General features: G+C 35.8%; 30 protein-coding genes and 1 tRNA gene. 12 read left to right on the top strand and 19 right to left on the bottom strand.

Features of this window, described 5'->3' with window-relative positions:
- Nucleotides 1-984 carry a glutathione S-transferase family protein gene (locus SOI85_RS05095; protein WP_320663347.1) on the bottom strand — a complete coding sequence of 328 codons (984 nt, stop codon included), beginning with the start codon at nucleotides 982-984 and terminating at the stop codon, nucleotides 1-3.
- A gap of 44 nt (nucleotides 985-1,028) precedes the next feature.
- On the opposite strand from SOI85_RS05095, the gene SOI85_RS05090 reads away from it, so the two are divergent.
- On the top strand, nucleotides 1,029-1,943 hold the full coding sequence (locus SOI85_RS05090) for an aspartoacylase (protein WP_320663346.1): 915 nt from the start codon (nucleotides 1,029-1,031) through the stop codon (nucleotides 1,941-1,943).
- Here SOI85_RS05090 and SOI85_RS05085 read toward each other — a convergent pair.
- The gene (locus SOI85_RS05085; protein ID WP_320663345.1) at nucleotides 1,940-2,311 is read right to left on the bottom strand and encodes a hypothetical protein; all 372 of its coding nucleotides are present in this window, start codon (nucleotides 2,309-2,311) and stop codon (nucleotides 1,940-1,942) included. The genes SOI85_RS05090 and SOI85_RS05085 overlap by 4 nt on opposite strands.
- Nucleotides 2,312-2,652: 341 nt before the next feature.
- Between SOI85_RS05085 and psbA the strand changes: the two genes are divergently transcribed.
- Nucleotides 2,653-3,735, top strand: coding sequence for a photosystem II q(b) protein (gene psbA, locus SOI85_RS05080; RefSeq protein WP_320665121.1), 1,083 nt, complete (start codon nucleotides 2,653-2,655; stop codon nucleotides 3,733-3,735).
- A 119-nt stretch (nucleotides 3,736-3,854) separates the two neighbouring features.
- Entirely contained in the window at nucleotides 3,855-4,937 is a 1,083-nt protein-coding gene (gene aroC / locus SOI85_RS05075; RefSeq protein ID WP_320663344.1) for a chorismate synthase, read from the top strand.
- A gap of 130 nt (nucleotides 4,938-5,067) precedes the next feature.
- On the opposite strand, the gene SOI85_RS05070 is transcribed toward aroC, so the two are convergent.
- From SOI85_RS05070 to coaBC, 5 genes are all read right to left on the bottom strand, one after another.
- Nucleotides 5,068-5,727, bottom strand: a complete 660-nt coding sequence (locus SOI85_RS05070) for a bifunctional 4-hydroxy-2-oxoglutarate aldolase/2-dehydro-3-deoxy-phosphogluconate aldolase (RefSeq protein WP_320663343.1) — start codon at nucleotides 5,725-5,727, stop codon at nucleotides 5,068-5,070.
- Nucleotides 5,711-7,558 carry an ATP-dependent zinc metalloprotease FtsH gene (ftsH, locus tag SOI85_RS05065; protein ID WP_320663342.1) on the bottom strand — a complete coding sequence of 616 codons (1,848 nt, stop codon included), beginning with the start codon at nucleotides 7,556-7,558 and terminating at the stop codon, nucleotides 5,711-5,713. The genes SOI85_RS05070 and ftsH overlap by 17 nt, the downstream gene beginning before the upstream one ends.
- A 44-nt stretch (nucleotides 7,559-7,602) precedes the next feature.
- Nucleotides 7,603-8,778, bottom strand: a complete 1,176-nt coding sequence (sat, locus tag SOI85_RS05060; protein WP_320663341.1) for a sulfate adenylyltransferase — start codon at nucleotides 8,776-8,778, stop codon at nucleotides 7,603-7,605.
- Nucleotides 8,779-8,923: 145 nt separating this feature from the next.
- Nucleotides 8,924-9,724, bottom strand: a complete 801-nt coding sequence (locus tag SOI85_RS05055) for a photosystem II manganese-stabilizing polypeptide (RefSeq protein WP_320663340.1) — start codon at nucleotides 9,722-9,724, stop codon at nucleotides 8,924-8,926.
- Between the two features lie 227 nt (nucleotides 9,725-9,951).
- Nucleotides 9,952-11,229, bottom strand: coding sequence for a bifunctional phosphopantothenoylcysteine decarboxylase/phosphopantothenate--cysteine ligase CoaBC (gene coaBC / locus SOI85_RS05050; protein ID WP_320663339.1), 1,278 nt, complete (start codon nucleotides 11,227-11,229; stop codon nucleotides 9,952-9,954).
- A gap of 291 nt (nucleotides 11,230-11,520) precedes the next feature.
- On the opposite strand from coaBC, the gene SOI85_RS05045 reads away from it, so the two are divergent.
- Nucleotides 11,521-11,862, top strand: coding sequence for a DUF565 domain-containing protein (locus SOI85_RS05045; protein ID WP_320663338.1), 342 nt, complete (start codon nucleotides 11,521-11,523; stop codon nucleotides 11,860-11,862).
- A gap of 25 nt (nucleotides 11,863-11,887) precedes the next feature.
- On the opposite strand, the gene SOI85_RS05040 is transcribed toward SOI85_RS05045, so the two are convergent.
- Together SOI85_RS05040 and SOI85_RS05035 are read right to left on the bottom strand one after the other, a co-directional pair.
- A complete protein-coding gene (locus tag SOI85_RS05040; RefSeq protein WP_320663337.1) occupies nucleotides 11,888-12,910 on the bottom strand; it encodes an aspartate carbamoyltransferase catalytic subunit in 1,023 nt (340 codons plus the stop codon).
- Nucleotides 12,907-13,458: a DNA-3-methyladenine glycosylase gene (locus SOI85_RS05035; RefSeq protein WP_320665120.1), complete on the bottom strand. Its 552-nt coding sequence runs from the start codon at nucleotides 13,456-13,458 to the stop codon at nucleotides 12,907-12,909. The genes SOI85_RS05040 and SOI85_RS05035 overlap by 4 nt, the downstream gene beginning before the upstream one ends.
- Before the next feature lie 246 nt (nucleotides 13,459-13,704).
- On the opposite strand from SOI85_RS05035, the gene gatC reads away from it, so the two are divergent.
- The gene (gene gatC, locus SOI85_RS05030; protein WP_320663336.1) at nucleotides 13,705-13,998 is read left to right on the top strand and encodes an Asp-tRNA(Asn)/Glu-tRNA(Gln) amidotransferase subunit GatC; all 294 of its coding nucleotides are present in this window, start codon (nucleotides 13,705-13,707) and stop codon (nucleotides 13,996-13,998) included.
- Here gatC and crtR read toward each other — a convergent pair whose 3' ends face one another.
- Together crtR and SOI85_RS05020 are read right to left on the bottom strand one after the other, a co-directional pair.
- Nucleotides 13,999-14,997 carry a beta-carotene hydroxylase gene (gene crtR, locus SOI85_RS05025; protein ID WP_320665119.1) on the bottom strand — a complete coding sequence of 333 codons (999 nt, stop codon included), beginning with the start codon at nucleotides 14,995-14,997 and terminating at the stop codon, nucleotides 13,999-14,001. It lies immediately after the preceding gene.
- Between the two features lie 92 nt (nucleotides 14,998-15,089).
- Nucleotides 15,090-15,171, bottom strand: a tRNA-Leu gene (locus tag SOI85_RS05020).
- A 301-nt stretch (nucleotides 15,172-15,472) separates the two neighbouring features.
- Between SOI85_RS05020 and ileS the strand changes: the two genes are divergently transcribed.
- Entirely contained in the window at nucleotides 15,473-18,379 is a 2,907-nt protein-coding gene (gene ileS / locus SOI85_RS05015; protein ID WP_320665118.1) for an isoleucine--tRNA ligase, read from the top strand.
- Nucleotides 18,380-18,443: 64 nt separating this feature from the next.
- Here the strand turns inward: ileS and SOI85_RS05010 are convergent, their stop codons facing one another.
- Entirely contained in the window at nucleotides 18,444-19,055 is a 612-nt protein-coding gene (locus SOI85_RS05010) for a DUF3177 family protein (protein WP_320663335.1), read from the bottom strand.
- 104 nt (nucleotides 19,056-19,159) lie between these two features.
- Between SOI85_RS05010 and trmB the strand changes: the two genes are divergently transcribed.
- Both trmB and SOI85_RS05000 read left to right on the top strand, forming a co-directional pair.
- Nucleotides 19,160-19,822 carry a tRNA (guanosine(46)-N7)-methyltransferase TrmB gene (trmB, locus tag SOI85_RS05005; protein ID WP_320663334.1) on the top strand — a complete coding sequence of 221 codons (663 nt, stop codon included), beginning with the start codon at nucleotides 19,160-19,162 and terminating at the stop codon, nucleotides 19,820-19,822.
- Nucleotides 19,823-19,879: 57 nt separating this feature from the next.
- A complete protein-coding gene (locus SOI85_RS05000) occupies nucleotides 19,880-20,443 on the top strand; it encodes a thioredoxin domain-containing protein (RefSeq protein ID WP_320663333.1) in 564 nt (187 codons plus the stop codon).
- A gap of 3 nt (nucleotides 20,444-20,446) precedes the next feature.
- On the opposite strand, the gene thyX is transcribed toward SOI85_RS05000, so the two are convergent.
- The 3 genes from thyX to SOI85_RS04985 are packed head-to-tail and all read right to left on the bottom strand — an operon-like array spanning nucleotide 20,447 to nucleotide 22,273.
- Nucleotides 20,447-21,079, bottom strand: coding sequence for an FAD-dependent thymidylate synthase (gene thyX / locus SOI85_RS04995; RefSeq protein WP_320663332.1), 633 nt, complete (start codon nucleotides 21,077-21,079; stop codon nucleotides 20,447-20,449).
- 2 nt (nucleotides 21,080-21,081) lie between these two features.
- A complete protein-coding gene (gene dcd, locus SOI85_RS04990) occupies nucleotides 21,082-21,675 on the bottom strand; it encodes a dCTP deaminase (protein ID WP_320663331.1) in 594 nt (197 codons plus the stop codon).
- A 10-nt stretch (nucleotides 21,676-21,685) separates the two neighbouring features.
- Nucleotides 21,686-22,273 carry a cob(I)yrinic acid a,c-diamide adenosyltransferase gene (locus SOI85_RS04985; protein WP_320663330.1) on the bottom strand — a complete coding sequence of 196 codons (588 nt, stop codon included), beginning with the start codon at nucleotides 22,271-22,273 and terminating at the stop codon, nucleotides 21,686-21,688.
- A 277-nt stretch (nucleotides 22,274-22,550) separates the two neighbouring features.
- Between SOI85_RS04985 and ntcA the strand changes: the two genes are divergently transcribed.
- The 3 genes from ntcA (at nucleotide 22,551) to SOI85_RS04970 (ending at nucleotide 24,790) form a co-directional block, all read left to right on the top strand.
- Nucleotides 22,551-23,291: a global nitrogen regulator NtcA gene (ntcA, locus tag SOI85_RS04980; RefSeq protein ID WP_320663329.1), complete on the top strand. Its 741-nt coding sequence runs from the start codon at nucleotides 22,551-22,553 to the stop codon at nucleotides 23,289-23,291.
- A gap of 63 nt (nucleotides 23,292-23,354) precedes the next feature.
- Nucleotides 23,355-24,335 (top strand): DUF3084 domain-containing protein, encoded by a 981-nt coding sequence (locus tag SOI85_RS04975; RefSeq protein ID WP_320663328.1) that lies wholly within the window; start codon nucleotides 23,355-23,357, stop codon nucleotides 24,333-24,335.
- A gap of 14 nt (nucleotides 24,336-24,349) precedes the next feature.
- Nucleotides 24,350-24,790: a resolvase gene (locus SOI85_RS04970; protein ID WP_320663327.1), complete on the top strand. Its 441-nt coding sequence runs from the start codon at nucleotides 24,350-24,352 to the stop codon at nucleotides 24,788-24,790.
- Here the strand turns inward: SOI85_RS04970 and SOI85_RS04965 are convergent.
- Genes SOI85_RS04965 through psbH form a run of 4 tightly spaced genes read right to left on the bottom strand, consistent with a single transcriptional unit; the run spans nucleotide 24,771 to nucleotide 26,166 of the window.
- On the bottom strand, nucleotides 24,771-25,031 hold the full coding sequence (locus SOI85_RS04965) for a DUF3146 family protein (RefSeq protein WP_320663326.1): 261 nt from the start codon (nucleotides 25,029-25,031) through the stop codon (nucleotides 24,771-24,773). The two genes, SOI85_RS04970 and SOI85_RS04965, sit on opposite strands and share 20 nt — an antisense overlap.
- Before the next feature lie 6 nt (nucleotides 25,032-25,037).
- Nucleotides 25,038-25,652, bottom strand: coding sequence for an aminoacyl-tRNA hydrolase (pth, locus tag SOI85_RS04960; protein ID WP_320663325.1), 615 nt, complete (start codon nucleotides 25,650-25,652; stop codon nucleotides 25,038-25,040).
- A gap of 60 nt (nucleotides 25,653-25,712) precedes the next feature.
- On the bottom strand, nucleotides 25,713-25,931 hold the full coding sequence (locus tag SOI85_RS04955; protein ID WP_320663324.1) for a TatA/E family twin arginine-targeting protein translocase: 219 nt from the start codon (nucleotides 25,929-25,931) through the stop codon (nucleotides 25,713-25,715).
- Nucleotides 25,932-25,962: 31 nt separating this feature from the next.
- On the bottom strand, nucleotides 25,963-26,166 hold the full coding sequence (psbH, locus tag SOI85_RS04950; protein ID WP_320663323.1) for a photosystem II reaction center phosphoprotein PsbH: 204 nt from the start codon (nucleotides 26,164-26,166) through the stop codon (nucleotides 25,963-25,965).
- A gap of 323 nt (nucleotides 26,167-26,489) precedes the next feature.
- Here psbH and SOI85_RS04945 point away from each other — a divergent pair, with 323 nt between their 5' ends.
- Nucleotides 26,490-26,618: a photosystem II reaction center protein I gene (locus SOI85_RS04945; RefSeq protein WP_320663322.1), complete on the top strand. Its 129-nt coding sequence runs from the start codon at nucleotides 26,490-26,492 to the stop codon at nucleotides 26,616-26,618.
- The last annotated feature ends 45 nt before the right edge of the window (nucleotides 26,619-26,663 follow it).

The raw sequence follows: 26,663 nt of genomic DNA, 5'->3' as shown, positions 1-26,663 counted from the left end.
TTAATTTTGTGGTCCTTTCACAATTTCTTTTATATCTAATCCTTTAGGAATTATATTACTCGGCCTTAGAGGGAATAATGCGCCGAAATAGTCTTGTCTCCAACCTCTGGAATCACAAGTTTCGGCAATATTAGACATTTCGAAAAATCGTTTTCTCCATTTGCAAATATTAGGGAAAATCCATAAAGCCTTTCCACTGCATATAAATAGAGGCTCATAAACTATTTCCCATCTTATCAAAGTTGGAAATAATCTTATGTCAGCAAGAGTAAGAGTCTCTCCGCATATCCAAGGACCATATTGAGATAAATGTTTTTCTAGTTTTTCGAGGACATTAAAAAGATTATTAGATGCTTTTTCATAAGCTTTTTGATTACGTGCAAACCCACAGCGGTATACACCATCATTTACAAATAACTGAAATATCTTTGACCATTCATGTATTTCATTTTGAAGATGAACTGGAGCAAGATTTTGTGATTCTTCTTGAGTTGGCCAGCTATTAAGAACTTCTACTAATTGTGCGCTTTCATTACCAAGTAATCTTGGCTTTTGATTTGCTTCTATTCCTGGATCGATTAGAGCAGGAACAGTTGCTCTATGGGAAGGAGGCGTTTGACAGAGTCTATAAAGATCTATAAGAGATTTGCAGCCTAATAATGATGGTTCAAGATCCCATAACCCTTTTTCAAGATTTGGCCTGGCTAAAAAAATATCAAGCTTATTATCTATTTTCCTAATTTTATAAACTAACCATGTTCTATGAGCCCAAGGACAGCTTCTTCCAATTATAAGTTTTAGAGAACTTTCATTTGGCCTATGAAGAAGATCTTTCGCAGAAGGAGCAATGGCATTTAATTTTTGACTGATTGGTCTTAAATAATTTCCATCTATATCACTAGGTGCTAATCCATTCATCAATTGATTCCATTGCCAGTGCCAACCTTTTTTTGCAGTAGCAACAATAAGTGGGGGTATTGGCATGAATTCAGGCTATTTTCAAAACTAATAATTTATTGAGAGATAAAATGTCAGGAGTTCAAGTGCTTTTGGTTGCAGGAACTCATGGGAATGAGATTAATGCGCCATGGCTATTTGATCAGTGGGATCAAAATGATGATTTAATACAAACGAGCGGAGTAAATGTCTTAAGAGTAATAGGAAATCCAGCTTCTAGAGAGAAATGTACACGTTATTTAGATAGAGATTTAAATCGAAGTTTTTCCAGTGAATTAATCGAATCAGATTATGCAGGTGATCGAGAGAGTCAAAGAGCGAAGGAATTACTTAACTTATATGGGACTCTTGGAGAAAATCCATGTCAAATAGCGCTTGACTTTCATAGCACTACTTCTTCAATGGGATCTTGCTTGGTTATTTATGGACGTCGTCCAGAAGATCTTGCACTAGCTTCTTTGATCCAGTTCCGATTGGGATTACCAATATATTTACATGAAGGAGATAAATGTCAAAATGGATTTCTTGTTGAGAGATGGCCTTGTGGATTGGTAATAGAAATTGGCCCAGTAGCCCAAGCTCTATTACATACAAGAATTGTTTTACAAATAAAATTAATTTTGGAAGTTTTCCTTGAAGAGATTTCCAAAATTAGAAGTGATGAAAATAGTTTCCCAGAAGAAATTATTATTCACAGGCATTTGAGAAATCTTGATTTTCCTAGAGATTTACAAGGATCTCCAAATTATTTTATTCATAATCAGATTCAAGATAAAGATTGGCAACCTATTCAATTTGGAGATCCTTTGTTTCAGAGTCTAGATAATCAAATAGTTCGGGCTTCTAAGGAAAATTCTTATACGCCAGTATTTATTAACGAGGCAGCTTATTTAGAAAAAAATATAGCTATGGGATTAACCAGTAAAGAAACTTGGAGATTAGAAGAACAGTGGAAATTTGCCTTGCGAGATTTAATTATTAATTAACCACAGGCCCAAATGCTCTGTTCTTTTGTACAAGGAAGGTCAGTTTTACTACCATCTGACCAATAAATTCTAATTCTGTCGTCTTTGGAGTCAAATCTAAAAGTTATTGACTTTATAGACTTTGAAAGAGACTTTATTTTCTGTATGTCATTAATATTTTTTTTAATTTGAACATGCTCTTCAAGTTGAGACAATTGAACTTTAATTTGATTTAGTTCAGATTCTAAATATGGATAAGTCTCTACAGTTAATTCATCCCCTGCGGGAGGCCTATTTTTTTGACAGCTAGATATTAAAAAACAACTAATAAGCAGTATAAAAGGTTTTAAAAAAAAATTATTTAGATTTTTAGCTGAAAATTTGCTCAAATCAATTTAAATAAGTTTTTTAATTATAAATTAGCAACCTTTCACTCCAATAAACAGTAGCCCCTTCCTCCTCTAGTTCTATTCTCCGATGCCTAGCTAAGGCTAGAGGAACCTTTTCTTCAAGATGACAGCCGTTTTTTAACCACTTGATTAATACCAATTTCTTGCTCTAACCGATTACAGGGCAAAATCTTAAGACTTTATAATGCCAATTTTGTATTTTCTTCATACATTGTCCTTCATTCTTGCCACAAAAAGGATTTTTATCATTTAAAGTCTCCCTGGCAGGTGTATGCCTGCTCTTATTTACTCCCTTAATTAGGGATACTCATTTCGTCCTCATGACCACCATTAGGCAGCAGCGTTCTTCGCTGCTCAAAGGCTGGCCACAGTTTTGCGAGTGGGTCACTTCAACTGACAACCGTATTTATATCGGTTGGTTCGGTGTATTGATGATTCCTTGCTTAGCTGCCGCAGCTATTTGTTTTACTGTTGCTTTTATTGCAGCGCCACCAGTTGATATTGACGGTATCCGTGAGCCAGTTGCAGGATCTTTCCTCTATGGCAACAACATCATTTCTGGAGCTGTAGTTCCTTCAAGTAACGCTATTGGTCTTCACTTCTACCCAATCTGGGAAGCAGCAAACGTTGATGAGTGGCTATATAACGGCGGTCCTTACCAGCTAGTTATTTTCCACTTCCTCATTGGTATCTGCGGCTGGATGGGTCGTCAGTGGGAGCTTTCATACCGTTTAGGTATGCGTCCTTGGATCTGTGTTGCTTACTCTGCACCAGTTTCAGCTGCTTTTGCTGTTTTCCTTGTATATCCATTTGGTCAGGGTTCATTCTCTGATGGAATGCCATTAGGAATTTCTGGAACATTCAACTTCATGTTTGTTTTCCAGGCTGAGCACAACATTCTTATGCACCCATTCCATATGGCTGGTGTTGCTGGAATGTTTGGAGGAGCTCTTTTCTCTGCAATGCACGGTTCTTTGGTGACTTCTTCACTAATCCGTGAAACAACTGAGACTGAGTCTTTAAATTATGGTTATAAGTTTGGACAAGAGGAAGAGACTTACAACATTGTTGCCGCTCATGGTTACTTTGGTCGTTTGATTTTCCAATATGCCAGCTTCAACAATAGCCGTAGCCTTCACTTCTTCTTGGCTTCATGGCCTGTTATTTGCGTTTGGTTGACTTCAATGGGCATTTGCACCATGGCTTTCAACTTGAATGGATTTAACTTCAACCAGTCAGTTGTAGATGCAAATGGCGTGGTTGTTCCTACTTGGGGTGATGTACTTAACCGTGCAAACCTAGGTATGGAAGTAATGCATGAGCGTAATGCTCATAACTTCCCACTAGACCTTGCTTCTGCTGAAACAACTTCAGTTGCACTTGTAGCTCCTTCCATTGGTTGAGCTTAAGGTTTAGTTGTTTTTTTAAAAAGCCTCCTATTATTAGGGGGCTTTTTATTTTTTTATTTAATTATTTGTAGAAAATATTTTCTCTCTGCATTTTTTTTTAGATAACTTTAATTATGGGAAGTTGTTTTGGGATTTTATTTCGAATATGTACCTTTGGAGAATCTCATGGAGGTGCAGTTGGAGTCATATTAGAAGGTTGTCCTCCTTGTTTGGAAGTAGATATAGAAAATATCCAATTTGAATTGGCAAGAAGAAGACCTGGGCAAAGTCAAATTACTACCCCAAGAAAAGAGACTGATCAGATAGAAATCCTTAGTGGTCTTGATGGAAATAAAACTCTTGGTACGCCTATAGCTATGGTTGTAAGAAATAAAGATCAGAGGCCTGGCGATTATGCTGAGATGAGAAAGGTTTTTAGACCTTCACATGCTGATGGAACTTATCAAGTAAAATATGGAATTCAGGCTTCAAGTGGGGGTGGAAGGGCTTCTGCTAGAGAGACGATTGGGAGAGTCGCAGCAGGAGCTATTGCAAAGCAATTACTTTTTAAAGAATCTAATACAGAAGTTTTAGCATGGGTTAAACGCATACATGATATAGAAGCTGATATTAATCAAAGCAGTGTGAAAATAGAAGATGTTGAATCAAATATAGTGCGATGTCCAGATTCGAATATTGCTGCATTAATGATTAATAGAATTCAGGAAATAAGTAGGGAAGGAGACTCTTGTGGAGGAGTTATTGAGTGTGTTGTCAGGAACCCTCCAGTCGGTCTGGGTATGCCAGTTTTTGACAAGTTAGAGGCAGATCTTGCGAAAGGTTTAATGTCTTTGCCTGCTACAAAAGGTTTTGAGATTGGTTCAGGTTTCCAAGGTACTTTGCAAAAAGGTAGTGAACATAATGATGAGTTTATTCCTTCCCAAGATGGTCGACTAAAAACAAGAACAAATAACTCTGGCGGTATTCAAGGTGGCATCAGTAATGGAGAGACAATTGTCATAAGAGTTGGTTTTAAACCAACAGCTACTATTCGGAAAAATCAGAAAACGATTGACTCAGAAGGAAATCAAGTGGATTTAGAGTCCAAAGGTAGGCATGATCCTTGTGTGGTTCCAAGGGCGGTACCAATGGTTGAAGCTATGGTCTCTCTTGTCCTTGCGGATCATTTCTTAAGACAAAGAGGACAGTGTGGTTAAAAGTAAATCTTTAAACTATTGAGAATTGACATTATCTATTTAATATTAAATACATGAACTAAATAGAACTTTTATGGAATTAAAGGGGTAAATAATTTATATTTATTAGTATTTATATATTCGTCTTAAGTTATATATTGACTAGTAAGTCAAGCTCTTTATCTGTTTTTATCTCTCTGCCAATTGCAATTGCACCATGACCAGCAATGAGCCATTTAGAGCATTCTTTAGGATTAATTCCTCCTGCAGCAATGATAAATGGAAGAGGTTTCAGTGAGATATGTAATTTTTGTATATAGTCAATTCCCAAAGTAGAAGCAGGAAAAAGTTTTACTATTCTCCATCCAAATGATTTAGCCCGTTGAATTTCTGTGGGGGAGAAAACTCCTGGAATCAAGAGTTGATTCTTTTGACGAGCTTCTTCTTGTAGATCTTCATCCCAAATTGGACTCATTGAATATGCTAAGCCAACTTCAATAACTGCTTTTAAGGCCTCTCTATTTGTTATAGAGGCCGCACCTAAATAAATATTTGGGAAATTTGCAAGTATTTCTGTTATTAGTAAAGGCCATCCCTCATGAGGAAACCAGCCTATTTCTATATTCTTTATACCTGCATCATTAATCTTTCTTATTTTCTGCAAAAATTTATGCTTTGATTCTTTATCTATTAAAATACTTTCATTTATTCTTAAAACTACTATTATTTTTTGCTCTTTTAAGGCATTAATAAACACCTTTTGCTTTTTAATCCATATGGATTGATTATTGTTGTTAAACGTATTCTGCAATCTTAACTTGGTTTCTTATTAATAGTTCGTGTAACTCTTCTGAATTAACTGTTTCTTGTTCAATCAGCATCTCAGCTAACTCATCAAGAACTACTCGGTTTTCTTTGAGAACTTTATTTGCTCGTTTATATGCAATTTCAACAAGTTCAGATACCTCTGAATCTATTGTTGCAGCAGTGTCTTCTGAGAAATCCCTCTCTGCAGCAATATCTCTGCCAAGAAACATTCCTCCTTGAGATCTCCCTAATGCAATAGGGCCTAGTTTGTCGCTCATCCCAAATTTCATGATCATTTGCCTTGCGACCTGAGCCACTTGTTTGAGGTCATTAGATGCGCCAGTCGTTACTTCATCTTCTCCAAAAATAATTTCTTCTGCTACACGCCCTCCTAAAGCTACAGCCATTTGATTTTGCAAATATGATCTTGAATAAAGTCCTGATTCCATTCTTTCTTCACTAGGTGTGAAAAAGGTTAGCCCGCCAGCTTGTCCTCTTGGAATAATAGATACCTTTTGCACTGGATCGTAATCGGGCATTAATGCGCCCACAACCGCATGGCCAGCTTCATGGTAAGCAACTAGTTTTTTGCGCCTTTCACTCATAACACGATCTTTTTTCTCTGGTCCAGCCATAATCCTTTCGATAGCATTTCCTACTTCCTCATTGCTAACTTCCGTTAGATTTTTTCTTGCAGCAAGAATTGCAGATTCGTTTAAAAGATTTGCTAGGTCTGCTCCAGTAAAGCCTGGTGTTCTTCTTGCGATTTGATCTAGATCAACATTTTTAGCAAGAGTTTTGCCTCTGGCATGTACGTTTAATATTTGTAATCTGCCTTGGTAGTCTGGTCTATCTACAGTTACTTGACGATCAAATCTACCTGGCCGCATTAGAGCTGCATCAAGTACATCAGGTCTATTAGTAGCCGCAATAATGATAATTCCAGTATTACCTTCAAATCCATCCATCTCTGTTAATAGTTGATTTAGAGTTTGCTCTCTCTCATCATTACCTCCTCCAAGTCCTGCTCCTCTTTGCCTACCAACGGCATCTATTTCGTCTATAAATACAATGCATGGCGCATTTTTTTTAGCTTGTTCAAAGAGGTCTCTTACTCTGCTCGCTCCAACTCCAACAAACATTTCTACAAATTCTGATCCTGATATTGAAAAGAAAGGAACTGCCGCTTCTCCTGCAACTGCCTTAGCAAGAAGTGTTTTTCCAGTTCCAGGAGGGCCAACTAACAAAACGCCCTTTGGTATTTTCGCTCCAACTGCCGTAAATCGATCAGGATTTTTTAGAAAGTCCACAACTTCTGCTAATTCAAGCTTGGCTCCTTCAATACCAGCAACATCCCCAAATGTGACTTGGGTGGATGGTTCCATTTGCAATCTGGCTTTACTTTTTCCAAAACTCATGGCTGGGTTGCCACCACCGCCTGATTGAGATCTTCGAAAAAGAAAGAATATACCCCCTAGTAAAATTATGGGAAAAAGCAAGCTAGTTGCGGCTTGCTGTAAGGGTTTTGGTTCAGTTGTCGGTTGAACAGCTATATCTACTTTGTGTTCTTCAAGCAGTCCTATCAGATCTTTATCTGGTGCAAGATTTACTTTTGCTCGACTTCCATCATTTTCGACAACTTGAGCAGTTCCATTGTCTGGAGATATTAAGACTCTACTAACTTGATTCCCTTCGACAGCTTGTAAAAAGTCACTATATCGAAGGGTTTTGGCAGTCTTAGCAGTATCAGATTGGTCGAAGAAAGCACTACCAACAAAAATTACAATAATAACCATTAGTACATAGAGACTAATGTTTCGCCAGCGTTTGTTCAAGGTTCTTTTTCTGTTATGAAAGTAATGTTAATAGGATTTAGTGCTTATTTGGAGTCCCTTAGAACATCCACTACGCTTTTGAATGCAAACCACTCTGGTATCTCTTCGCCAGAACGTAGCATTTGTCTGAATTGAGTTCCACTGAGTTTCTTGATGTGAAGCCCCAGTTGCTTTGCTTTCTCTGCTGTTACATAACCTTCTTCTTCTGTAAAAACTAAATTTAATGAAGGTACGGTTTTCATCTCAAGTTCTTTTGCACATTCTTTTGCAAATTCCTGTGCGTCATAAGCTCCGTAGAAATCTTCACCTGTAAGGCTCGATTTGCAACCAGCCATATCCCTTCCAATGATGAAGTGAGTGCATCCATAGTTTCTTCTGATAATCATATGCTGAAGAGCTTCTCGCGGGCCTGCCATGTGCATTGAATATGGAAGATATGCCCAACGAATACTTGGATTATTAACTTCTTTCGCTAATCGTTCATAAGTTTGAAATCTGACAGGACCTGGTATGTCATCTTGTTGAGTGGGCCCGCAAGTTGGATGAACTAATACAACAGCATTCTCTTTTACATTGTCTGCTTTTAGAGCTCTTGTAAAAAGCTCATAATGTGCTCTGTGTATAGGATTGCGACATTGGAAAGCAACAACATCACTTCCTGATGGAAGTGTTGATCTCACTTCAGAAGGAGTTTTACAAGGGAAAACTCTCTCGGGTAGTTCGATTCCTTGAATTTTGCCTCCTAAGTAGTATTTTTTTCTTTCTGTTGCAATCATTTTGACTGCTGGATGCTCTAGGGAAGTTGTTCCATAACAGAATTTTGCTTCAGTTACTTTGTCCGGAATCCATTTTTCTTCTATATCAATTACAGCAAGATCTTGCCCTTTGTACTTGAGTAATACTCGATCTCCCTTTTGCAGATCTTCTTGATCTGTATCAAGCACTATTGGTAATCCAAACAAATGACCTGATGTCGTTCGGTGCTTTCTTACAACTGACTCATAATCTGCTTTATTCATAAAACCTCTAGCAGGAGAGAAACCTCCAATCACTAGTAATTCGATGTCACAAGCATTGCGGTCTGAGCATTCAAGGGTTTTGTTGGCACTTTGTTTGAGATTCTTGAGCTCGTTGATTGGTGCCATTAAATTAATTAGCTCGTCTCCATATGGAGGGATCAAATCTAATTGATTTGCATAAGAATATTTATTAGGGCTCATTAAAGGTTTTTTGTATCTCGCAAATTCTCCCAGATGATGGTACAAAAAATGAAAAGAAGCTGATTCAGTTAAAAAAAAGGTGGAGTCTTTATGACTCTCACCTTTTTTTGTTGGTATTGGTTTTAAAGCGAAAGAAAGCTATTCCTTAAGCTTTTTTGCCATAGAAGTTACCAGTGATTTTTATATCAGTTGGATCCTTAGAACCAAGATCATTATCAGATGGTTGAACTGCGACGAAGGTTCCGGCAAACTCGTTAGTGTCAGAATCGACAGCTTCGATAGAAAGGGTTATTTCACCCTTGCCAGAAATATCTTTCTTCACATTTTCTCTGGCAAGATCTTCATCATCTCCACCAAGAGCAACTAGACCCTGAGCATATTCAACACCAGTATCTTTGGCGCGACTTTTAGGATCAAGAAAAGCACCAGTCCTATAACTAGGAGTGAAAGTTGTGCCTTTAAATTCAGCTCCTGGGGCTATTGATTTGCCACCATCAGCAACCATATCTTTAACAGAGAAAGCTAATGGAAATTCTTCTCCATCTGGAGCAAGAACTGTAATTAGAGAAAAATCAATACCACCTTTTTCAGTGAATTTGCCACCTGAAAGATCTCCATAAACCTCGTCAATACTGGTATTAAAACGAGGACTGATGATTTTTGCAGGTTGAAACTCAGCTTGTTTACGCTTGCTTGCTGCAGCTTTTACAAAAATTTGGGTTGGCTGTAAGCAAAGGCTTTTGAAGTTTCCATCAGCATTGATGGATCCTGAAGAACCCTCTGGAAGGGTCGTACATTCTCCTGCTTGGCCTGTATTTACAACGTTCCCAAATCGGGCATTACCCCTTTCAGGACCTTTGACAAAGGCTGCAGAAACATCACTTGGGGCAGATATGAAGGCCAGGCAGAAAGCCAGAACCAAGGCTAATAGAGGACGAAATCGCATGGGAGGGAAGCCGTTAAAGGCCAAATGACTGCGGTATAAACCGCCCAATGAATCAGTTGGGAGCTTACAAGGGTAAATGGTCCTTATGGCCAGCCTTTTATAGCTCTCAACAACCCGTAGCTTATTGAAGCCAGAAAAATCGCATATTTTTTTTTGAGATGTCTTGCAGGGCAGGCTTTTTGAGCAATTCTGTTAAGAAATGGAAAGATGTAGTAATTTTTGCTTTGCTACGAATTTTTTGATTTAAACGCTAATAAATGGTCAATTAATTTGTGCGCCAGTTCAAATTTTGATTGAACTTCAAGTTTTATTGACATGTTGTTTGGTCCTAATAAGTAACCACCGTTATTATTTTCACCAAATCCTTCATTTGGTCGATCTATTGGGTTTGCCATTAGCAGATCACAACCTTTATTAACTCTTTTTTCTTCTCCAAGCGCCTTTATATGCTCATCTTGACCAGTTAATGCGGCGAAGCCAAGAATTAATTGGTTTGTTTCTTTTCTGCTGGTCACTTCCTTGAGCAAATCCGGGACAATTTCGAGTTCCTCTGGTAATGATGCAATTAATTCAGCTTTACTCAGTTTGTTTTTGCTAGCTCCTCTTTTCTTCCGTAAATCCGAAACAGCTGCTGTCATTACTATTAAATCTGCAGAAACTTGTCGTTCTCTTAAAGAAACCTGCATTTGATCCGCATTGCTAACGTTAAATGTATTTAATCCTTCTAGTAAAGGTTCTTGAATATTTAGAGCTCCATGAATTAAATCAACCTTGGCTCCTCTAAATCTGGCTGCTTGAGCGATTGAAATTCCCATCCTTCCGCTACTTCTATTAGAGATTTGTCTTGCAGGATCTAAATATTCAATTGTTGCTCCTGCGGTAATTAAGACATTTTTTCCTAATAAGTCTTTCTTAATTAGAAGATTTGCATTTTTTGTAATTAATGCACTCTTTATAGCTAATTGAATAATTTCTACACTTGCCATTCGCCCTTCTCCTATTCGATCGCATGCCAGGATTCCAGAAGAAGGGTTTAATTTAAGTACCTTCGGATAATCATCTAAAGATTTCCAATTCTTTATAACAGAGCTGTTTTGCCACATGCCTGTGTTCATTGCAGCTGCTGCAATGATAGGTTTCTCAGATGCTAAAAGAATGCTTGCCAGCAGCCCCTCGGCAGAGCCATTTACCCATTTGCTTAAAGAGGTAGCACTGAGCGGAGCTATAACAATTATTTCTGCCCATTCGGAGAGAGATATATGTAGAGGCTTTGATTCTTTTGGATCCCATTGATCTTCATCTTGAAAACATCTATTTCTACTTAGTGTTGATAAGGCTATTGGGCTAACAAGCATAGAAGCGCTTTTAGTTACAACACAACGAACTTCTGCTCCAGCTTTAATTAAATTGCTAACAAGCATTGGAGTTTTCGTCGCGGCAATACTTCCAGCGACTCCTACCAGTACTTTTACTCCTTGTAGAGATTGTAGTTCTTCATTATTCATTGATGGATTGCTGCTTTTTAATTCAAATGGATAAAAAGTTAATAGCTTGAAGTCATTATTAGTTTCATATTTATTTTATCCCTTCGACGCTAAAATAATCTTAATCATAATTACTTGAGGCTAAAGGTCTTTGAATAAAAAAGAAAAGAGATCAATTAATGAATCAAAAACAGAACATCTGTTTAGATAATTGAGTTATGTTCTCCAAAAATTTATGGAAATTAACCAAAAATAATTTTAAAGCATCCTTGACCAATCTTTTTCTTTATTTAATTCTTTATCTTTATTGATATGACAAAGAAACTTCAACCTACAAATTTACATAAGACCTTTTGGATGGCCCTCGAAAGACTAAGTGATTGGGGGCGAAATCCATGGAGACGATATTCATTATACTTGATTATTTTTCTTTCAGGATTCTTTCTAGGATCTTCATTGGGAATGATTAATGGAACCTTGGCATTAATGGATCCGGTAGGTGCTTTTATAGTAGTTATAATTATTGAGATAATGGTTAGGCTAAGAAGACAGTTTGACTCTAAAAGAAAGTCTTTAATTATTTTAAATATGATGGATATGTTGAGAATGGGATTGATATATGGACTATTTATGGAAGGGTTTAAGCTTTTATAGAAAGCAGGACTAAAATACTTTTTTACTACTCCGTTAACTTTCTGTTTGTAAGTAAGTAAAGCAGCGCCATCCTTATGGGAATTCCATTTCTAACTTGCTGGTTAATCAAACTTATTGAATTATCTTGAATAACTTCACTACTAATCTCGATCCCTCGATTTACTGGACCAGGATGCATTACAGGTATTTTTCTTCGGCAATATTTAAGATTCTCATGAGTTATCCCATAGTCAAAATAATATCTATTTATATCTGTAATAAGACTTTTTTTCATCCTCTCCTTCTGGAGCCTTAATGTCATTACTGCATCCACATCTTTTAAACAATCTTTTAAAGATCTTTCAATAGAAATATTGCCTCGTTTATTAATTGGGTCTTTTTTTATTCCGGGTGGTGGAGAATCTATAAATTGTACGAAATCATCTGGTAATAGATTTTGAGGACCACATAAAATGACATTTGCTTCACATGCAGTTAGTGCCCACAAGTTTGAACGGGCCACTCGCGAATGAAGGATGTCCCCTACGATTGCTATATTTTTGCCTGAAAGTGATTTGGTGCTGGGTTCATTTGGATTAAAAAAACTTGCAAGGGTAAATAAATCAAGTAAACCTTGGCTTGGGTGGCTGTGAAGACCATCCCCTGCATTAAGTATCGAAGTATTTAGTCCTTCTTGATCTATATAACTAGCAATTTCTGCTGAGATGTTAGATAAATTGTGGCGAATAACTAAAACATCTGCTCCCATAGACATATATGTAATTGCTGTGTCAAGAGGACTTTCTCCTTTGGTTAAAGCACTGCTCTGGGGAGCAAAGTTTTGAACGTCTGCTGACAGTTTTTTAGCTGCTAATTCAAAGCTACTTCTTGTGCGGGTACTGGGTTCGAAAAATAAAGTGGTTATTAATTTACCTTGCAATGCAGGCAGCTTTCTTGTTCCTGTTTCAGGAAGAGATCTGAATCGATCAGCAAGTGCAATAACTGTTGAATAATCTTCCAGAGAGAAACTTGCAAGATCTAAAACATGTTTATGTGCCCAATTATTCATAGCCCATCAAGATGTGTCGGGTACCAAGACAATTCCTTAGGAGGCACTCTGTCTCCTTTTTCTCGTTTGCTTACGCTTCTACTGGATTGCAAATACCATCTCCATTTTAATTGCTTAGCTTTTGATATGCCCACCCTTGTTGTTTCTATTATTTTTTGCATGCTTATGGAAGCTGTTTTCTCTGCAAGCCATATATTATTCTCTACTGATATAGGTAAATTGTCATGGGTTTTGTTTAAGCCGAATTTTTTTGCTAACAATCCTGGCCCAGATGCTATTCGCTCATTCTCTCCTGGTATGGAGATAGCTCGCAATAAAACCCCATTAGCCCAATTTGCTTTTTCGGTCACTATATTTACGCAATAATGTGACCCATAAGTTAGATATACATATAATCTCCCTGGGAGTCCAAACAAGGTTTCATTAGCGGAGGTCCTTTTTTTAAAACCGTGACATGCAGGCTCCTCTTGAGAATATGCTTCTGTTTCTACTATCACACCCCATAGAAGTGATCCATTAGATGCTTTTTTGATTAATCTGCATCCAATTAAATCAGGCGCAACTAAATTTGCTGGGCGCTTAAAAAAATCTTCAGATAATAATTTCTGATCTATTTTGATAAAAGAACGAAGATTTACCTTAATAATAAATTACTATCTTCAAAGTTAATTTGTATTTCTAGAAGTAATAATAAAATCTTAAGCTGAATTTAGTATAATTTATATATACAAAATTTTTCCAAGGCTAATCTAAAGAGTAGTCTTGGAAATTAAAAAAATTATTTTATCTAGTTAATGACAAACATTTCTTCTGATGATGTACGTAAAGTCGCTCAATTAGCTCGTATTGATTTGAAAGATGAAGAGATAGATATTTATTCTCAGCAATTAGAGAGCATTCTTGGATATATAGAGCAACTTGAAAGAATTGATACCAATGATGTTCAGCCAACTACCCGTGCAGTTGAAGTTGTAAATGTCTTGAGAAAAGATATTGTTGAGCCTACTCAAGTTAGGGAAGAATTGATCGATTTGGCTCCATGCAGAGAGGCAGATTACTTTCGTGTTCCTCAAATATTATCTGATTAGTTACTTGCCTTTAGCTATAGGAATAATGGCTGTTGAATGAATAAGGCTAATAAATTTTTTCCTCAAATTTTTATTAGGAATTATCTTAGCAATATTTCTCATCTTACTTCTATTTCTTTTGTGGCTTCTAATACCGAGAACTATGTCATACAAGAAATTAAATCCATCTTTACTTGATTCAAAAATTCCCATTCTTTGTGGAGAACCTTTTGAATCTAATAATGGTTTGGTCACTTCATAAGCTGGTTTGTACTCAAACCAAGGAATTGAAGGCCACAAATGATGAACTAAATGATAGTTTTGGCCCATAATTAACCAATTCATCGTTTTACTAGGATAAACTCTCGCATTTTTCCAGCGATTGCGAGACAAGAAAGGTCTATGTGGTAGATAATCAAAGAAAATCCCTAATGTTACTCCAACCATTAAGGCTGGTCCAAACCATAAATTATATATAATATTCATAAAATTAAATTTAAGTCCAGCCAAAACAATTGATATAAATAAACCTCTCTCTATTCCCCATTGCATTAATTCATAACGTCGCCAGAGCTTTCTTTCGAAAAAGAAGTATTCGTGATAAAAGAATCTTGGTGCAATTAACCAAACAGGGCCAAAAGTACTGACAATATGATCTGGATCGTTTTTGGGGTCATTTACGTATTTGTGATGCTCTAAATGAACTCTGGTAAAGACAGGAAAGCTAAATCCAAGAAGAATTGCAGCTCCATGCCCCATAGCTTGATTGATCCAACGATTTGGGTGAGCAGCGTTATGGCAGGCGTCATGAATTACTGTGCCTTCCATATGAAGAGCAAGAAAAGCTAAGCCGACCAACAGCGGTAATGGCCATTCACCTCTATACCATTCCCATATGCTTAATCCTGCTAGTAAATAACCTCCAATAAACAAAAAGACAGTGATGTTCCATTCGCTGGGAGGGTCCAGGAACTCCTGTAGTTCTTTTTGCCAGTCAATGGAGGACTTCAATTTTTTTATACTATGCTGGACTAGTTTTCGCTAAGTCTTGATTTATTGCCATTCAACATTAGAGCAATAAAGATAAAGACCTTACCAGTGTAAGAAATTTATGCCCACCGGGAGACTTGAACTCCCACGACCTAAGTCACTGGTACCTAAAACCAGCGCGTCTACCAATTCCGCCAGGTGGGCAATGGATTTCAAGGAATTGTAATTGAAGACTTACCCTTATTGGCCATTATTTTCCGATTTTTTTTGGTTGTGAGATTTCTTGGTTTTGACTTTTAGCTAGACTCAGTGTCCCTAAGGCAATTATTTACAAATTTCTAATTTGTTACGTTTGGACTTAAAGACGAAGTTTCCTCAAATTTTATTAGTTGAGAACATTTATTTATTTTAATCTTGGCGAGATGCAATATAGGCTTTGAAGATTTTTGCAAATCAGTTTAATTTTGAAAATAGTCCCTCCTAGGACTCATAATCATTTTAATTAATTATCAACGTGACTAAGGATAAAAAAAAGGACGAAACTATAATTACGTCCTACAAGGAAACCCTAAATCTGTTGAAGACAAATTTTGGGATGAGGGCTAATTCCACTATTCGAGAGCCTGAGCTCCAGGCTTTTTGGAGTGATCACGGAATTGATCTAGAGCTTGGCAGGAATAATAAAGGTGCTGTATTTACATTGCATGATGGACCTCCATATGCAAATGGGAAGCTTCATATGGGGCATGCTCTTAACAAAGTACTTAAGGACATAATCAATAAATTTCAAATTCTGCAAGGGAAAAGAGTTAACTTTGTTCCTGGTTGGGATTGTCATGGTCTTCCAATTGAATTAAAGGTACTTCAGACGCTTGATCAAGAACAAAGAAAAAATTTAACTCCTCTAAAACTTAGAAAAAAGGCAGCCAGCTATGCAAGAAAACAGGTCGCCAGTCAAATGTCAGGATTTAGGAGATGGGGTATTTGGGCAGATTGGCAAAACCCTTATCTAACTCTGGATAAAAAATATGAGGCGGCTCAAATAAAATTATTTGGTGAGATGGCGCTTAAGGGATATATCTATAGAGGACTTAAGCCTGTTCATTGGAGTCCTAGTTCTAGAACTGCTTTAGCTGAAGCGGAACTGGAATATCCAGAAGGTCATATTAGCCCAAGTGTGTATTTAACTTTTGAAGTAGTCAAACTTCCTGAGCAACTAATCAAGGAATTAATTAAACAGGGTTTAGACTCTGCGTTATTAAATAACAAATCTATAAAAGTTGCTGTTTGGACAACTACACCATGGACTCTTCCTGCAAATTTAGCAATTGGAGTTAATGAAAAACTAGATTACACATTTGCTTCATATGGAAAGAGTCAAATAATTATATTAGCTTCATCATTGCTTTCAAAAGTTTCTGAAATTACTCAAATAAAATTTCTTGAAGAAGCGAAAGTAAAAGGTTCTCTATTAGAAGGAATTTTATATAAACATCCTTTGTTTGATAGGAATAGTCCCGTAGTCATTGCAGGCGACTATATAAATATAGACTCAGGCACTGGACTTGTTCATACTGCTCCTGGCCATGGTGTTGATGACTTTAATACAGGGCTTAAATATAACTTGCCAATACTTTGCCCTGTAAATGAAAGTGGCATTTTCACTGAAGAAGCTGGTGAATTTGCAGGCTTAAATGTTTTGAAAGATGCTAATTCAGTAATTATCAAGTCCCTTGAAGAAACTGGCGCTTTATTAAAACAGGTCCCTTATGAACATAAGTACCCATATGATTGGAGAACAAAGAAACCTACAATTTTTAGGGCAACTGAACAATGGTTTGCCTCAGTGGAAGGATTTCGTGAAAATGCTTTAGAGTCTATAGATTCAGTTGATTGGCTACCAAATTCAGGGAGAAATAGGATTACTTCAATGGTTAAAGATAGAGGTGATTGGTGTATATCTAGACAAAGAACTTGGGGAGTTCCAATACCAGTTTTCTATGAGAGAAATGGAAGTAATGTTCTTTTAAATGAAGAAACATTGAATCATATAGAGACATTATTTGCTGACCATGGTGCTGATATTTGGTGGGAAAAAAATGAATCAGATCTTTTACCACCTTCATATAAGAATGAGGCATCTAGATGGATTAAGGGCACAGATACTATGGATGTATGGTTCGACTCAGGATCAAGTTGGAAAGCTATATGTTGTCAGAACAATGGATTGAATTACCCTGCTGATTTATATCTAGAAGGTTCAGACCAGCATAGAGGATGGTTTCAATCTTCCCTACTTACTTCGGTTGCAGTGAATAATCAAGCTCCTTATAAAAGAGTTTTAACTCATGGCTTTGCTTTAGATGAAAATGGGAGAAAAATGAGCAAATCTTTAGGCAATATTGTTGATCCATTAATTATAATTAACGGTGGTTCTAATCAAAAAAAAGAACCACCATTCGGAGCTGATGTTTTAAGACTTTGGGTTAGCTCTGTAGATTATTCGGTTGATGTGCCGATAGGATCAAATATTTTGAAGCAATTATCTGATGTATATAGAAAAATTAGAAATACTTCTAGGTACTTATTGGGAAACTTGCATGATTTTGATCCTCATAAAAATGAAATTAATATTAATGAATTACCTCTTATAGACCAATGGATGCTTCATAGAACTGGTGAAGTTATAGATGAAGTAACAAGTGCATTTGAAAATTATGAATTTTCAAAATTTTTCCAGACAATTCAAAGTTTTTGTGTCGTTGATTTGTCTAACTTTTACTTAGATATTGCGAAGGATCGACTTTATATTAGTGCACCAAATGATAGGACTAGAAGGACTTGTCAGACAGTTTTGTCCTTAATTATTGAAAGGCTTGCTGGAATGATCGCTCCTGTTTTACCCCATATGGCTGAAGATATATGGCAAAATATCCCTTATGACACAAAAGTAGAATCTGTCTTTAAAAATGGATGGCCTAAAGTACCAAATATATGGGTAAACGATTCCCTAACTCAACCAATTTCTTATTTAAGGAATTTAAGAAGTGAAGTCAATAGAGGGTTAGAAGAATGTAGAGTTAGTAATAACATTGGATCCTCACTTGAGGCGTCATTACGTATTGAAATTAGAGATAGTTATCTTGCTGAGGCTATGAATTGGCTAGATAAATCATCTTTTAAAGAAGTAGATAATTTGCGTGACTGGTTGCTTGTCTCTTCTTTGCAGATAGATGGAGAACCTTGGGCAGAAACATTTGTAATTATAGAAAATGATACTTGCCTTTTGGAGATATCAAAAGCCAGAGGTTCGAAATGTGACAGATGTTGGCATTTTGAGAATGATATTGGTAAGGATCTTAAACATCCAAAACTATGTTCTAGGTGCTTGGAAATAATAAATAGATTGTAATTAATATAAGATAAATAAAACTATCTTAATAACAAACTTAATTCTCATATGATCTTTTATTTGATTAAAATTCACCAGCTATTCTTCCATGTTTAGGTAGTCTAATTAGGAGCCATTGTATTAAGCCAATTATATAAATAATTAAAGCTAAATAACCTATAACACCAGCTAAAGATTGACTCCAGCTACCTCCAAAAAGAAATCTTAGGATGATTTTATTTGTTTCATGTAAACTTTGAGGTCCTATAATCCAAGCATTACAAAATGATTGGTCTATAACTTGAAAACATTTTAAACTTAATGAATTTAAGGCAACATATAATATTCCCAAGAAGCTTAATCCCCATCTCCAAACCTTTGTAGCAAGAGGTAAAGGTTTCCAGAGAGGCATTTCTCCAATCTCTTCATTAAGGTCGACCCAAAACCATATTGAGACTATGCTTAAGATTAGAGAGAAAAAAGAAGCTATATATCCAATTGGTTGATTACTAGTTAATAAAAGAATACTTATGAAAATTAAACTTGAAACCTTCCAATATATTGAGAGCAATCTTGAAATCGCTTGTTCTTTTTTAATAGATGACCATATTAAAAGGACTAAAGGTAGTCCGAATGCAAAGGTGGCTGCAAGCCTATAGGCTAGCCAAACTAAAGTTCTGTATTGGATCTCAGTCAAGGTGGCTTTACTCAAAAATAGTTCATCATTAATTGTTATACCGCTTTTTGGTCATTATTTGTTTATTCTTCTTTTAAAAGGAATGTTAAAAATTTTTTTCCATAATGCGGCAGCATGTAAACCCTCTTAGTAGATTTTTTCAATTACCGATAGAGATACCTCAAGTAAAGGATCTCTTTGCGAATATTGATTTGCCAATTCATCTAGACATTGGTTGTGCAAAAGGTCGCTTTCTTCTAGACCTTGCTTCTCTAGATACCACTTGGAATTACTTAGGTATAGAGATTCGCAATAAACTAGTCTTATCCGCGAAAAAAGATAAGGATAGATTGAAGTTGGCTAACTTAAACTTCTCATATTGTAATGCAAATGTAAGCTTAGAAAAATGGCTTAATACACTTAACCATGGGAACCTGAGAAGAGTCTCGATTCAATTCCCAGATCCTTGGTTTAAAAGAAGGCATTATAAGAGAAGAGTCCTGCAGCCTAGTTTACTTTTATCACTAATTAAATCCTTTAAGCCTGGGGCCGAACTCTTTCTTCAAAGTGATGTGTTTTCTGTTATTAAACCAATGATAGATTTAGTTGATTCCAGTCAATGCTTTACTCGCGAACCATTGAATGATTTTGAATGGCTGGATGAAAACCCTTTTTCTGTTGTTACTGAACGTGAGCATTATGCAATGGCTAATCAACTCAAGATTTACAGGGTTTTGTATAGAAGGAATGCTAATGACATAAATTTAAGCGGAATATTCAAAAGGTAATTTAATTATTAAATCGATTATTTAAGATATAATTTGGAAATATTATATTTTCTTCTTATGCCGAAAAGTATTAGCTCAGAATCTATAACTAATCTCCAAAAAATAATCTTAACTATATCGACCCTGTCTTTGATAATAATTTTATTATTTCTTAGAGGGAATTTAAATTCTCAAGCCCCTTTAAATCAGTTAGCAGAAAAATCTATGGAACCTATGCAAGCAATTAATAATGAAAAGCCAACAGTTTTTGAGTTTTATGCAGATTGGTGTGAAGTTTGTAAGAAAATGGCACCCTCTATGTTCAATATAGAAAAGAATTACTCTGATAGGGTTAACTTTGTCTTATTGAATGTGGATAATCCAAGGTGGGGAGAACTTATAGATAAATATGAGGTCAATGGAGTTCCACAGTTAACTTTCCTAGATAAGGATGCTAAAGTTATATATGTATCAAAAGGTTTGCAGTCAGAAGAGCAAATTAATAAATCAATTAATTATTTGTTAAATGAAAGAATACCTAGTAAAAACATTACAAATAACAATCAAAATTCAATTCAATCAAATATAAAATTAGCTATAAAAAACAATCAAGACTCAATAAAACCAAGAAGTCATGGTTGATTATTACCAATTCATAGCTGAAGAAACTGTAGGGAATTGTTTGATGAAAATATTTTTACATTCTTCAGCTATCTTCATATGTTCTTTCTGTGTTCCATGCGCAGTTCTTAATGAAATATAGTGTATCCATGATCGACAGGAACCTGTCATGTATATTCTTGTTGGGGTAGCAAGTGGCAGAACAAATCGTGCACACTCTTTGGCAATTCCTGAATTAAGCATTTCCTCGTAAAGACTTTTATTTAATTCAAATTGCTCTTTGATTTTATTTTCGAATTTTCGGATAACATCTACAGATAAGTCAGAGGTTGAGTTTTGCCTATTTTTTACATCTTGTCGCCTTAATTCTGGTATTGGTATTTCTCCTAACTGCGTACTATCTGAATATCTCTGAGAGAATTCCTGAAATGTGAATGAACGATGTCTGAGAATCTGAGCAGCTATTCCACGATTAGTTTCTATTTGCAAAGTCATATAAGATTGCTCAAAAACACTCCAATGTTCATGGGTAATACAATATTTAATTAACTTCTCAAAATTATCATTACTTTGATTACTTGGATTGCTTACTCTTGCTATATAAGCCATAGTTTTTTCTGCATCTGGCGTTGCTGTTATAAATTCAACTATTTTCATAATTAAACTTTAGCAAGTGTTACTTTTTCAGGTTGATGCTGATATTTTCCTTTGCGGTCACTATAAGTTGTTTGGCATGGGTCTCCTTCAAAAAAAAGTAGTTGGCAAATACCTTCATTTGCATAAACCCTACAATCAGCACCTGAACTATTACTAAATTCAAGTGTTAAATGTCCTTCCCAACTTGCTTCTGCTGGAGTCGTATTGACAATAATTCCTAGGCGAGCATATGTACTTTTACCAAGACAAATGACTGTTATATTTTCCGGAACTTTCATTTTTTCTAGAGCTACACCTAGTCCATATGAATGGGCAGGAAGAATAAAATATTCACCATCTTTATCTTTATGAAGAGTTGTAGTTTCTAAATTGTCTGGATTAAATTTTTTCGGATTCATTACTGTTCCAGGAATATGACGAAAAATTAGAAACTCTTTGGCTGAAAGCCGAAGGTCATATCCATAAGAAGAACATCCAAAACTTAGAACAGGATTTTTATTTTCTTCTGGGTTTAGATGCCGAATTAACTTTTCTTGAAAGGGAATCAGCATTCCTGCATCTGCTTGTTGCTTTATCCAGAGATCGTTTTTGAGCATTATTTGAAGTTCAACGAAGTTCAGTTACTTGGTCGGCCATTGCCAGGACTTCTTCTGGTATTGAAGGTCCTGTCAGAATTAAATCTGTTTCGGCTGGCCGTCCTTTCAGAGTAGAAATTAAATCACTTTTTTCTATATAACCTAATGAAGTTGCCATACCTATTTCATCTAGTACTAATCGATTGATTGCTTTTGAAGATAAACTCTCCTTACATCTCTCCCATACATTTCCTATTGCTTTGCGAATATCGGTTTCCTTTTGGGTTGATGTATTCTCCTTTTTATTGTTCAAGCAGAAAGGTAAATCTGGTCTTATCCACGTTAGTCCGCCACAAAGATTAATTCCTTGATTAGGCCCTTGATTTACTCCTCCTTTTAGAAATTGAGCTATTAGTACATTGCTTCCTAATCCAGCTGCTCTTATGGCCTCGCTTAATACTATTGAGAAACTTCCTCTAAAAGAAGCGGTATGAATTTGTAATTGTCCTTGCGGGACAACTAAATGTAAAGGGAATTTACTAGATACTTGATGTACTGGTTGCAATCCAACAGCCCTGCTATCTGAGTAATCCTTTATGTCCCAAAGGCTTGAAGTCATTTATTCACTGAAAAGTCAGTCATGATTTTCAATCTAGCGTTGTTGCTCTGTATAACAACTTTTTTAACACTATAGGTAGTGCTCTTGAGAAGTGAGTGCAGAAAATTACTATGAATCAAATGAAACCTGTGTCTGAAAGGCGTGGATTACTTTTTCTGCAAATCTTTTTGCTGAATTTGTTTAACTTGATTCCTTTTCACTAAGACTTAAAAAAGTACTCATAGCTACATATGCTTTTGGAGTGTCAAATTAATCTCCATGCATTGGCTTTGTCGCTATGGTTACCCCCCTAAGAGGCTTTAGTCGCTCAAATCAGACGAAATTGAGAAATCACTACTCGGTTAATTCTTCTAATGTAGATGGCTCATTAACTAAAGCCACACTTTTTGAAGTAATTAAATCTCTTGAAGGAGCTTGTACAGAGATTGTTGATAGATCTAAAACAATTTTTTTCCCAGGAGATCCTGCCGAAAGGGTGTACTTAATCAAACGCGGTGCGGTTAGATTATCTAGAGTTTATGAATCAGGTGAGGAAATAACCGTAGCTTTGCTTAGGGAAAATAGTTTATTCGGAGTTTTATCCCTTATTACAGGTCATCGCTCAGACCGTTTTTACCATGCTGTTGCTTTTACAAGAGTGGAGATGATTACAGCTCCAGCTACATCTGTTAGGAAAGCTATTGAAGAAGATACTGCTGTAGGACTACTTTTGTTGCAAGGTTTATCAAGCAGAATCTTGCAAACAGAGACGATGATAGAAACTTTGACTCATAGAGACATGTCTTCACGATTGGTAAGTTTCCTTTTAGTCCTTTGCAGAGATTTTGGAATGCCTGGAGAGAAAGGCATCACCATTGACTTAAGACTTTCTCATCAGGCAATTGCGGAAGCAATTGGCTCGACTCGAGTAACAATTACAAGATTGTTAGGAGATTTACGAAATTCAGGACTTTTACAAATTGATCGTAAGAAAATTACGGTATTTGATCCCATTGCCCTTGCAAAACGTTTCAACTGAAACCCATTAGTGTCAAAATATAGTTCTAGTTTGTCTTTCTGATAAACCAATTTTGATTTTTCCGTGACAGGTTGGCTCCTAATTATTTCTTTGTTAATTCTTGGTGGACTCCTGTCGACTCTAGGGGACTTACTTGGAAGTCGTATTGGTAAGGCAAGACTAAGTCTCTTTAAGTTAAGGCCTAGAAGAACAGCTGTATTTATAACTGTTATTACAGGCAGTTTGATTAGTGCTATCTCACTAAGTCTTATGTTATTGGTTAGTAGGGAACTGAGAGTAGGATTATTTGAATTAAAAGATCTCCAATCTAAATTACAGAATAATAGAGAAGATCTATTAGCCTTACAAAATGAAAGACAAACCTTAGAAGATAGAATTGTTAATGGTGAAAAAGTATTAAAGCAAGTTGAGAATAATTTCATTGCACTTAGAAGAGGTGATGTAGTGATAAGCAGTGGTCAGTCTTTGGCAAGTTCTGTTATTTCTATAAAAGATACAGATCAAATTCAGAAAAAAATAGAGAATCTTCTTCAAATCGCCAATTATTACTCTTATTTAAAAATAAAGCCAGGAGAAAAGCCTGATAAAAGAATATTATTAATTAGGAAAGATCATATAAAAAAATTAGAGCAAATAATAAGAAAAAGAGGAAGTTGGTTGGTTCATATTCGTTCAGCTGACAATGTCTTAAAGGGTGAGGATTATATATATGCTTTCCCTGAGGTTATCCAGAACTCCAAAATTGTTCTTAAGGATGAAATCATAGCAAGTATAAACTTGGATTTGAAAGAGATAAATACTGAAGATGACTTTACTTCAAATCTTAAGATCCTTCTTTCTTCAACCTTGGCGGAGGTAAAGAGAAGGGGGTCTCTTAGTTCTGAAATTAAAATCAATCCAACTCAGATAAACAAAATTTCTAAAAGCATACTTCTAAGAGAAAAGGTAAAACTCAAATTGAATGCTGTATCTGTAAATAATAGTTTTACTGCTGATCCAATATCAATAAAATTGATGGTTAATGATAAATTAAATGAAAATTAGCTTCAACTTCTAAGATGTCGAGATTGATAGCAATAGACCCAGGTAAGCACAAATGTGGATTAGTCTTAGTAAATCAATCTCTGCAAAGTGTTATTGATGCAAAAGTTGCAAGGACAGCATCAACTATCCATTTAATTAATTCCTGGGAAAGTGAAGCTTCAGTTGATTTAATAATTATTGGGAATGGGACAAGTAGTAATTCTTTAAACTTAGAAATTAATTCAGAATTGAATATTCCAACTATTTTCCAAGAAGAAAAAAATACTACCTTAAGGGCGAGAGATAGATACTGGGACATTTGGCCTAAAAATTTTTTTCTTCGTCTATTACCAGATGGTATGGTACTACCATCTGAGAATTTAGATGCTTTAGCAGCATTGATTTTGGCTGAAGACTTTTTGAATGTAAAGTTAACCTGGTCAGTGCAAACTAGTTTTAAAATTTGGCCCGAATAGTAAACATATAACTTCCTCCCGGTTCCAATTTGTAATCGTCTTTCACTAAAAATCGCTCAAGAGAGTCTTTAATTAAAGCCCTTCCTAGAGGAGGCTTGATAATTAGCTCTCCAGTCCCAAATTTCCAAATAAAGCTCCATTCGAAATTACTTGCTGAAACTTTACCTTTTATAGATTTCTTAGAGAAATTTTGACACTCTACACATACATAAGCAGTAGTTAAAGGCTTTTTTTTTGACATATGACTTTATATTATTAATTCGTTTTTATATGAATTAATTTCATTGCTAGCTCTTTCTAAACCCACTTCTTTTATTAAATCTAAACTGGCCAATATTTTTTTAATTACTTCTTCAACCACCAGTAATTCAGTTGAACTAAATGAACCTAAAACATGTTCACATGTTTTTACTTTTCGTTCTATGGGATTTAATGATGGAGCGCCAATACCAATTCTTAATCTACAAAAATCTTCAGTCTTTAAATGCGAGATAGTACTCTTTAAACCTTTATGGCCACCTGAACCACCTTTATTTCTAATCCTTAGTTTCCCTAAGGGTAGATCCATATCATCAACAATTATTATGACTTGATTAATCTCTATATCAAACCAACAAATGGCTGCATTTATTGATCTCCCGCTTTCATTCATATAAGTACTAGGTAGCAATAACCGTTGCTTAGTATCTCCGATTCCTATTTCTGCAATTCTTCCAAAAACTTTTTTAGATTCTTTGAATTCAACTGATTGTTGTGCTGCAAGTCTTTCTAATGCCATGAAACCTATATTATGGCGAGTTTGTTTATATTTTGAGCCTGGGTTACCTAAGCCTACTAATAGTTTGAAGCCAATTTCGCTCATTAAAATATCTTCACTTGCTTTTGCTTGTGATTAATTTTATTTTGCATTAGCAGATTCTGTTTATTGTTTACTTTCTTCTTCTGTTTCATTGTTTAAATCATCTGTTTCATTCATTGCTTTTTGAATCTCACTTTCAAATTCTGATGAGGCTGCTTGTAGGCCTTTAAGAGTTTTTCCTAAAGTTTTTCCAAGCTCAGGCAATCGCTTTGGACCAAAAACGATCAATGCTATAGCAGCAACAACTGCTATCTCAGGCAGGCCAATGCCAAAGACATTCATTAAAGCAACCTCATCTGAAATTTAAATTTAGTTAGTTCACTCCATTCCAATCAACTGTAAATCCTTGCAGAACCAGTGATTGATTGTAAATCTGTAGCATTATTACTAAGAAAACAAGTAGAAGAACACCAATAAGGGCCATAACTGGTGCCGCGCCAAATCCTGGCACAACCTTGCCTTGTCCAGAATTGCCTATTGATTTGAGAAGGCTTCCTATAGCAGTTTTCTGTCCCATGTCGAAGCTTTGTCCTCTTTTAGAGTTTGAATTTTATTATTGTATGGGACCTTTCGTACAACCGACGACCATTTTATAAACACTTATTCAATTGTTTTGGTTTGCTTCTATGAAATGATTCCTTTTCAACTATAAGAATTACTGGAAATCAAACCATAGACTGGTTTTTATCAAGAATTTTGGAGTGCATTTAGATGCTTAAACTTTTTCAAAGGAAACATTTCAATCCATTCCAATTCAAGGATGTGTAACACCTTTTTTACTCTGCGTCAAAAGAGGGATCAATTAGGATATCTTTGGTTTTTATAAAGTAGTTATTATTTATGCTTGCTCTAAAGATTTCCGTATATACCATCGTCTTCTTTTTTGTAGGAGTCTTCTTGTTTGGATTCTTAGCTAGTGATCCGTCAAGAGTTCCTGCTAGAAAGGACCTTGAAAGCCCTCAGGACTAAATTCACCTCCAAAAGGATCTGAATTAGACAGGAAAAATACTGGAC

The sequence above is a fragment of the Prochlorococcus sp. MIT 1223 genome, from assembly GCF_034092465.1.
In the GTDB taxonomy this organism is placed as follows: domain Bacteria; phylum Cyanobacteriota; class Cyanobacteriia; order PCC-6307; family Cyanobiaceae; genus AG-402-N21.
The sequence above is the reverse complement of the archived record's forward strand: the minus strand, read 5'-3'. Positions and strand labels throughout refer to the sequence as shown.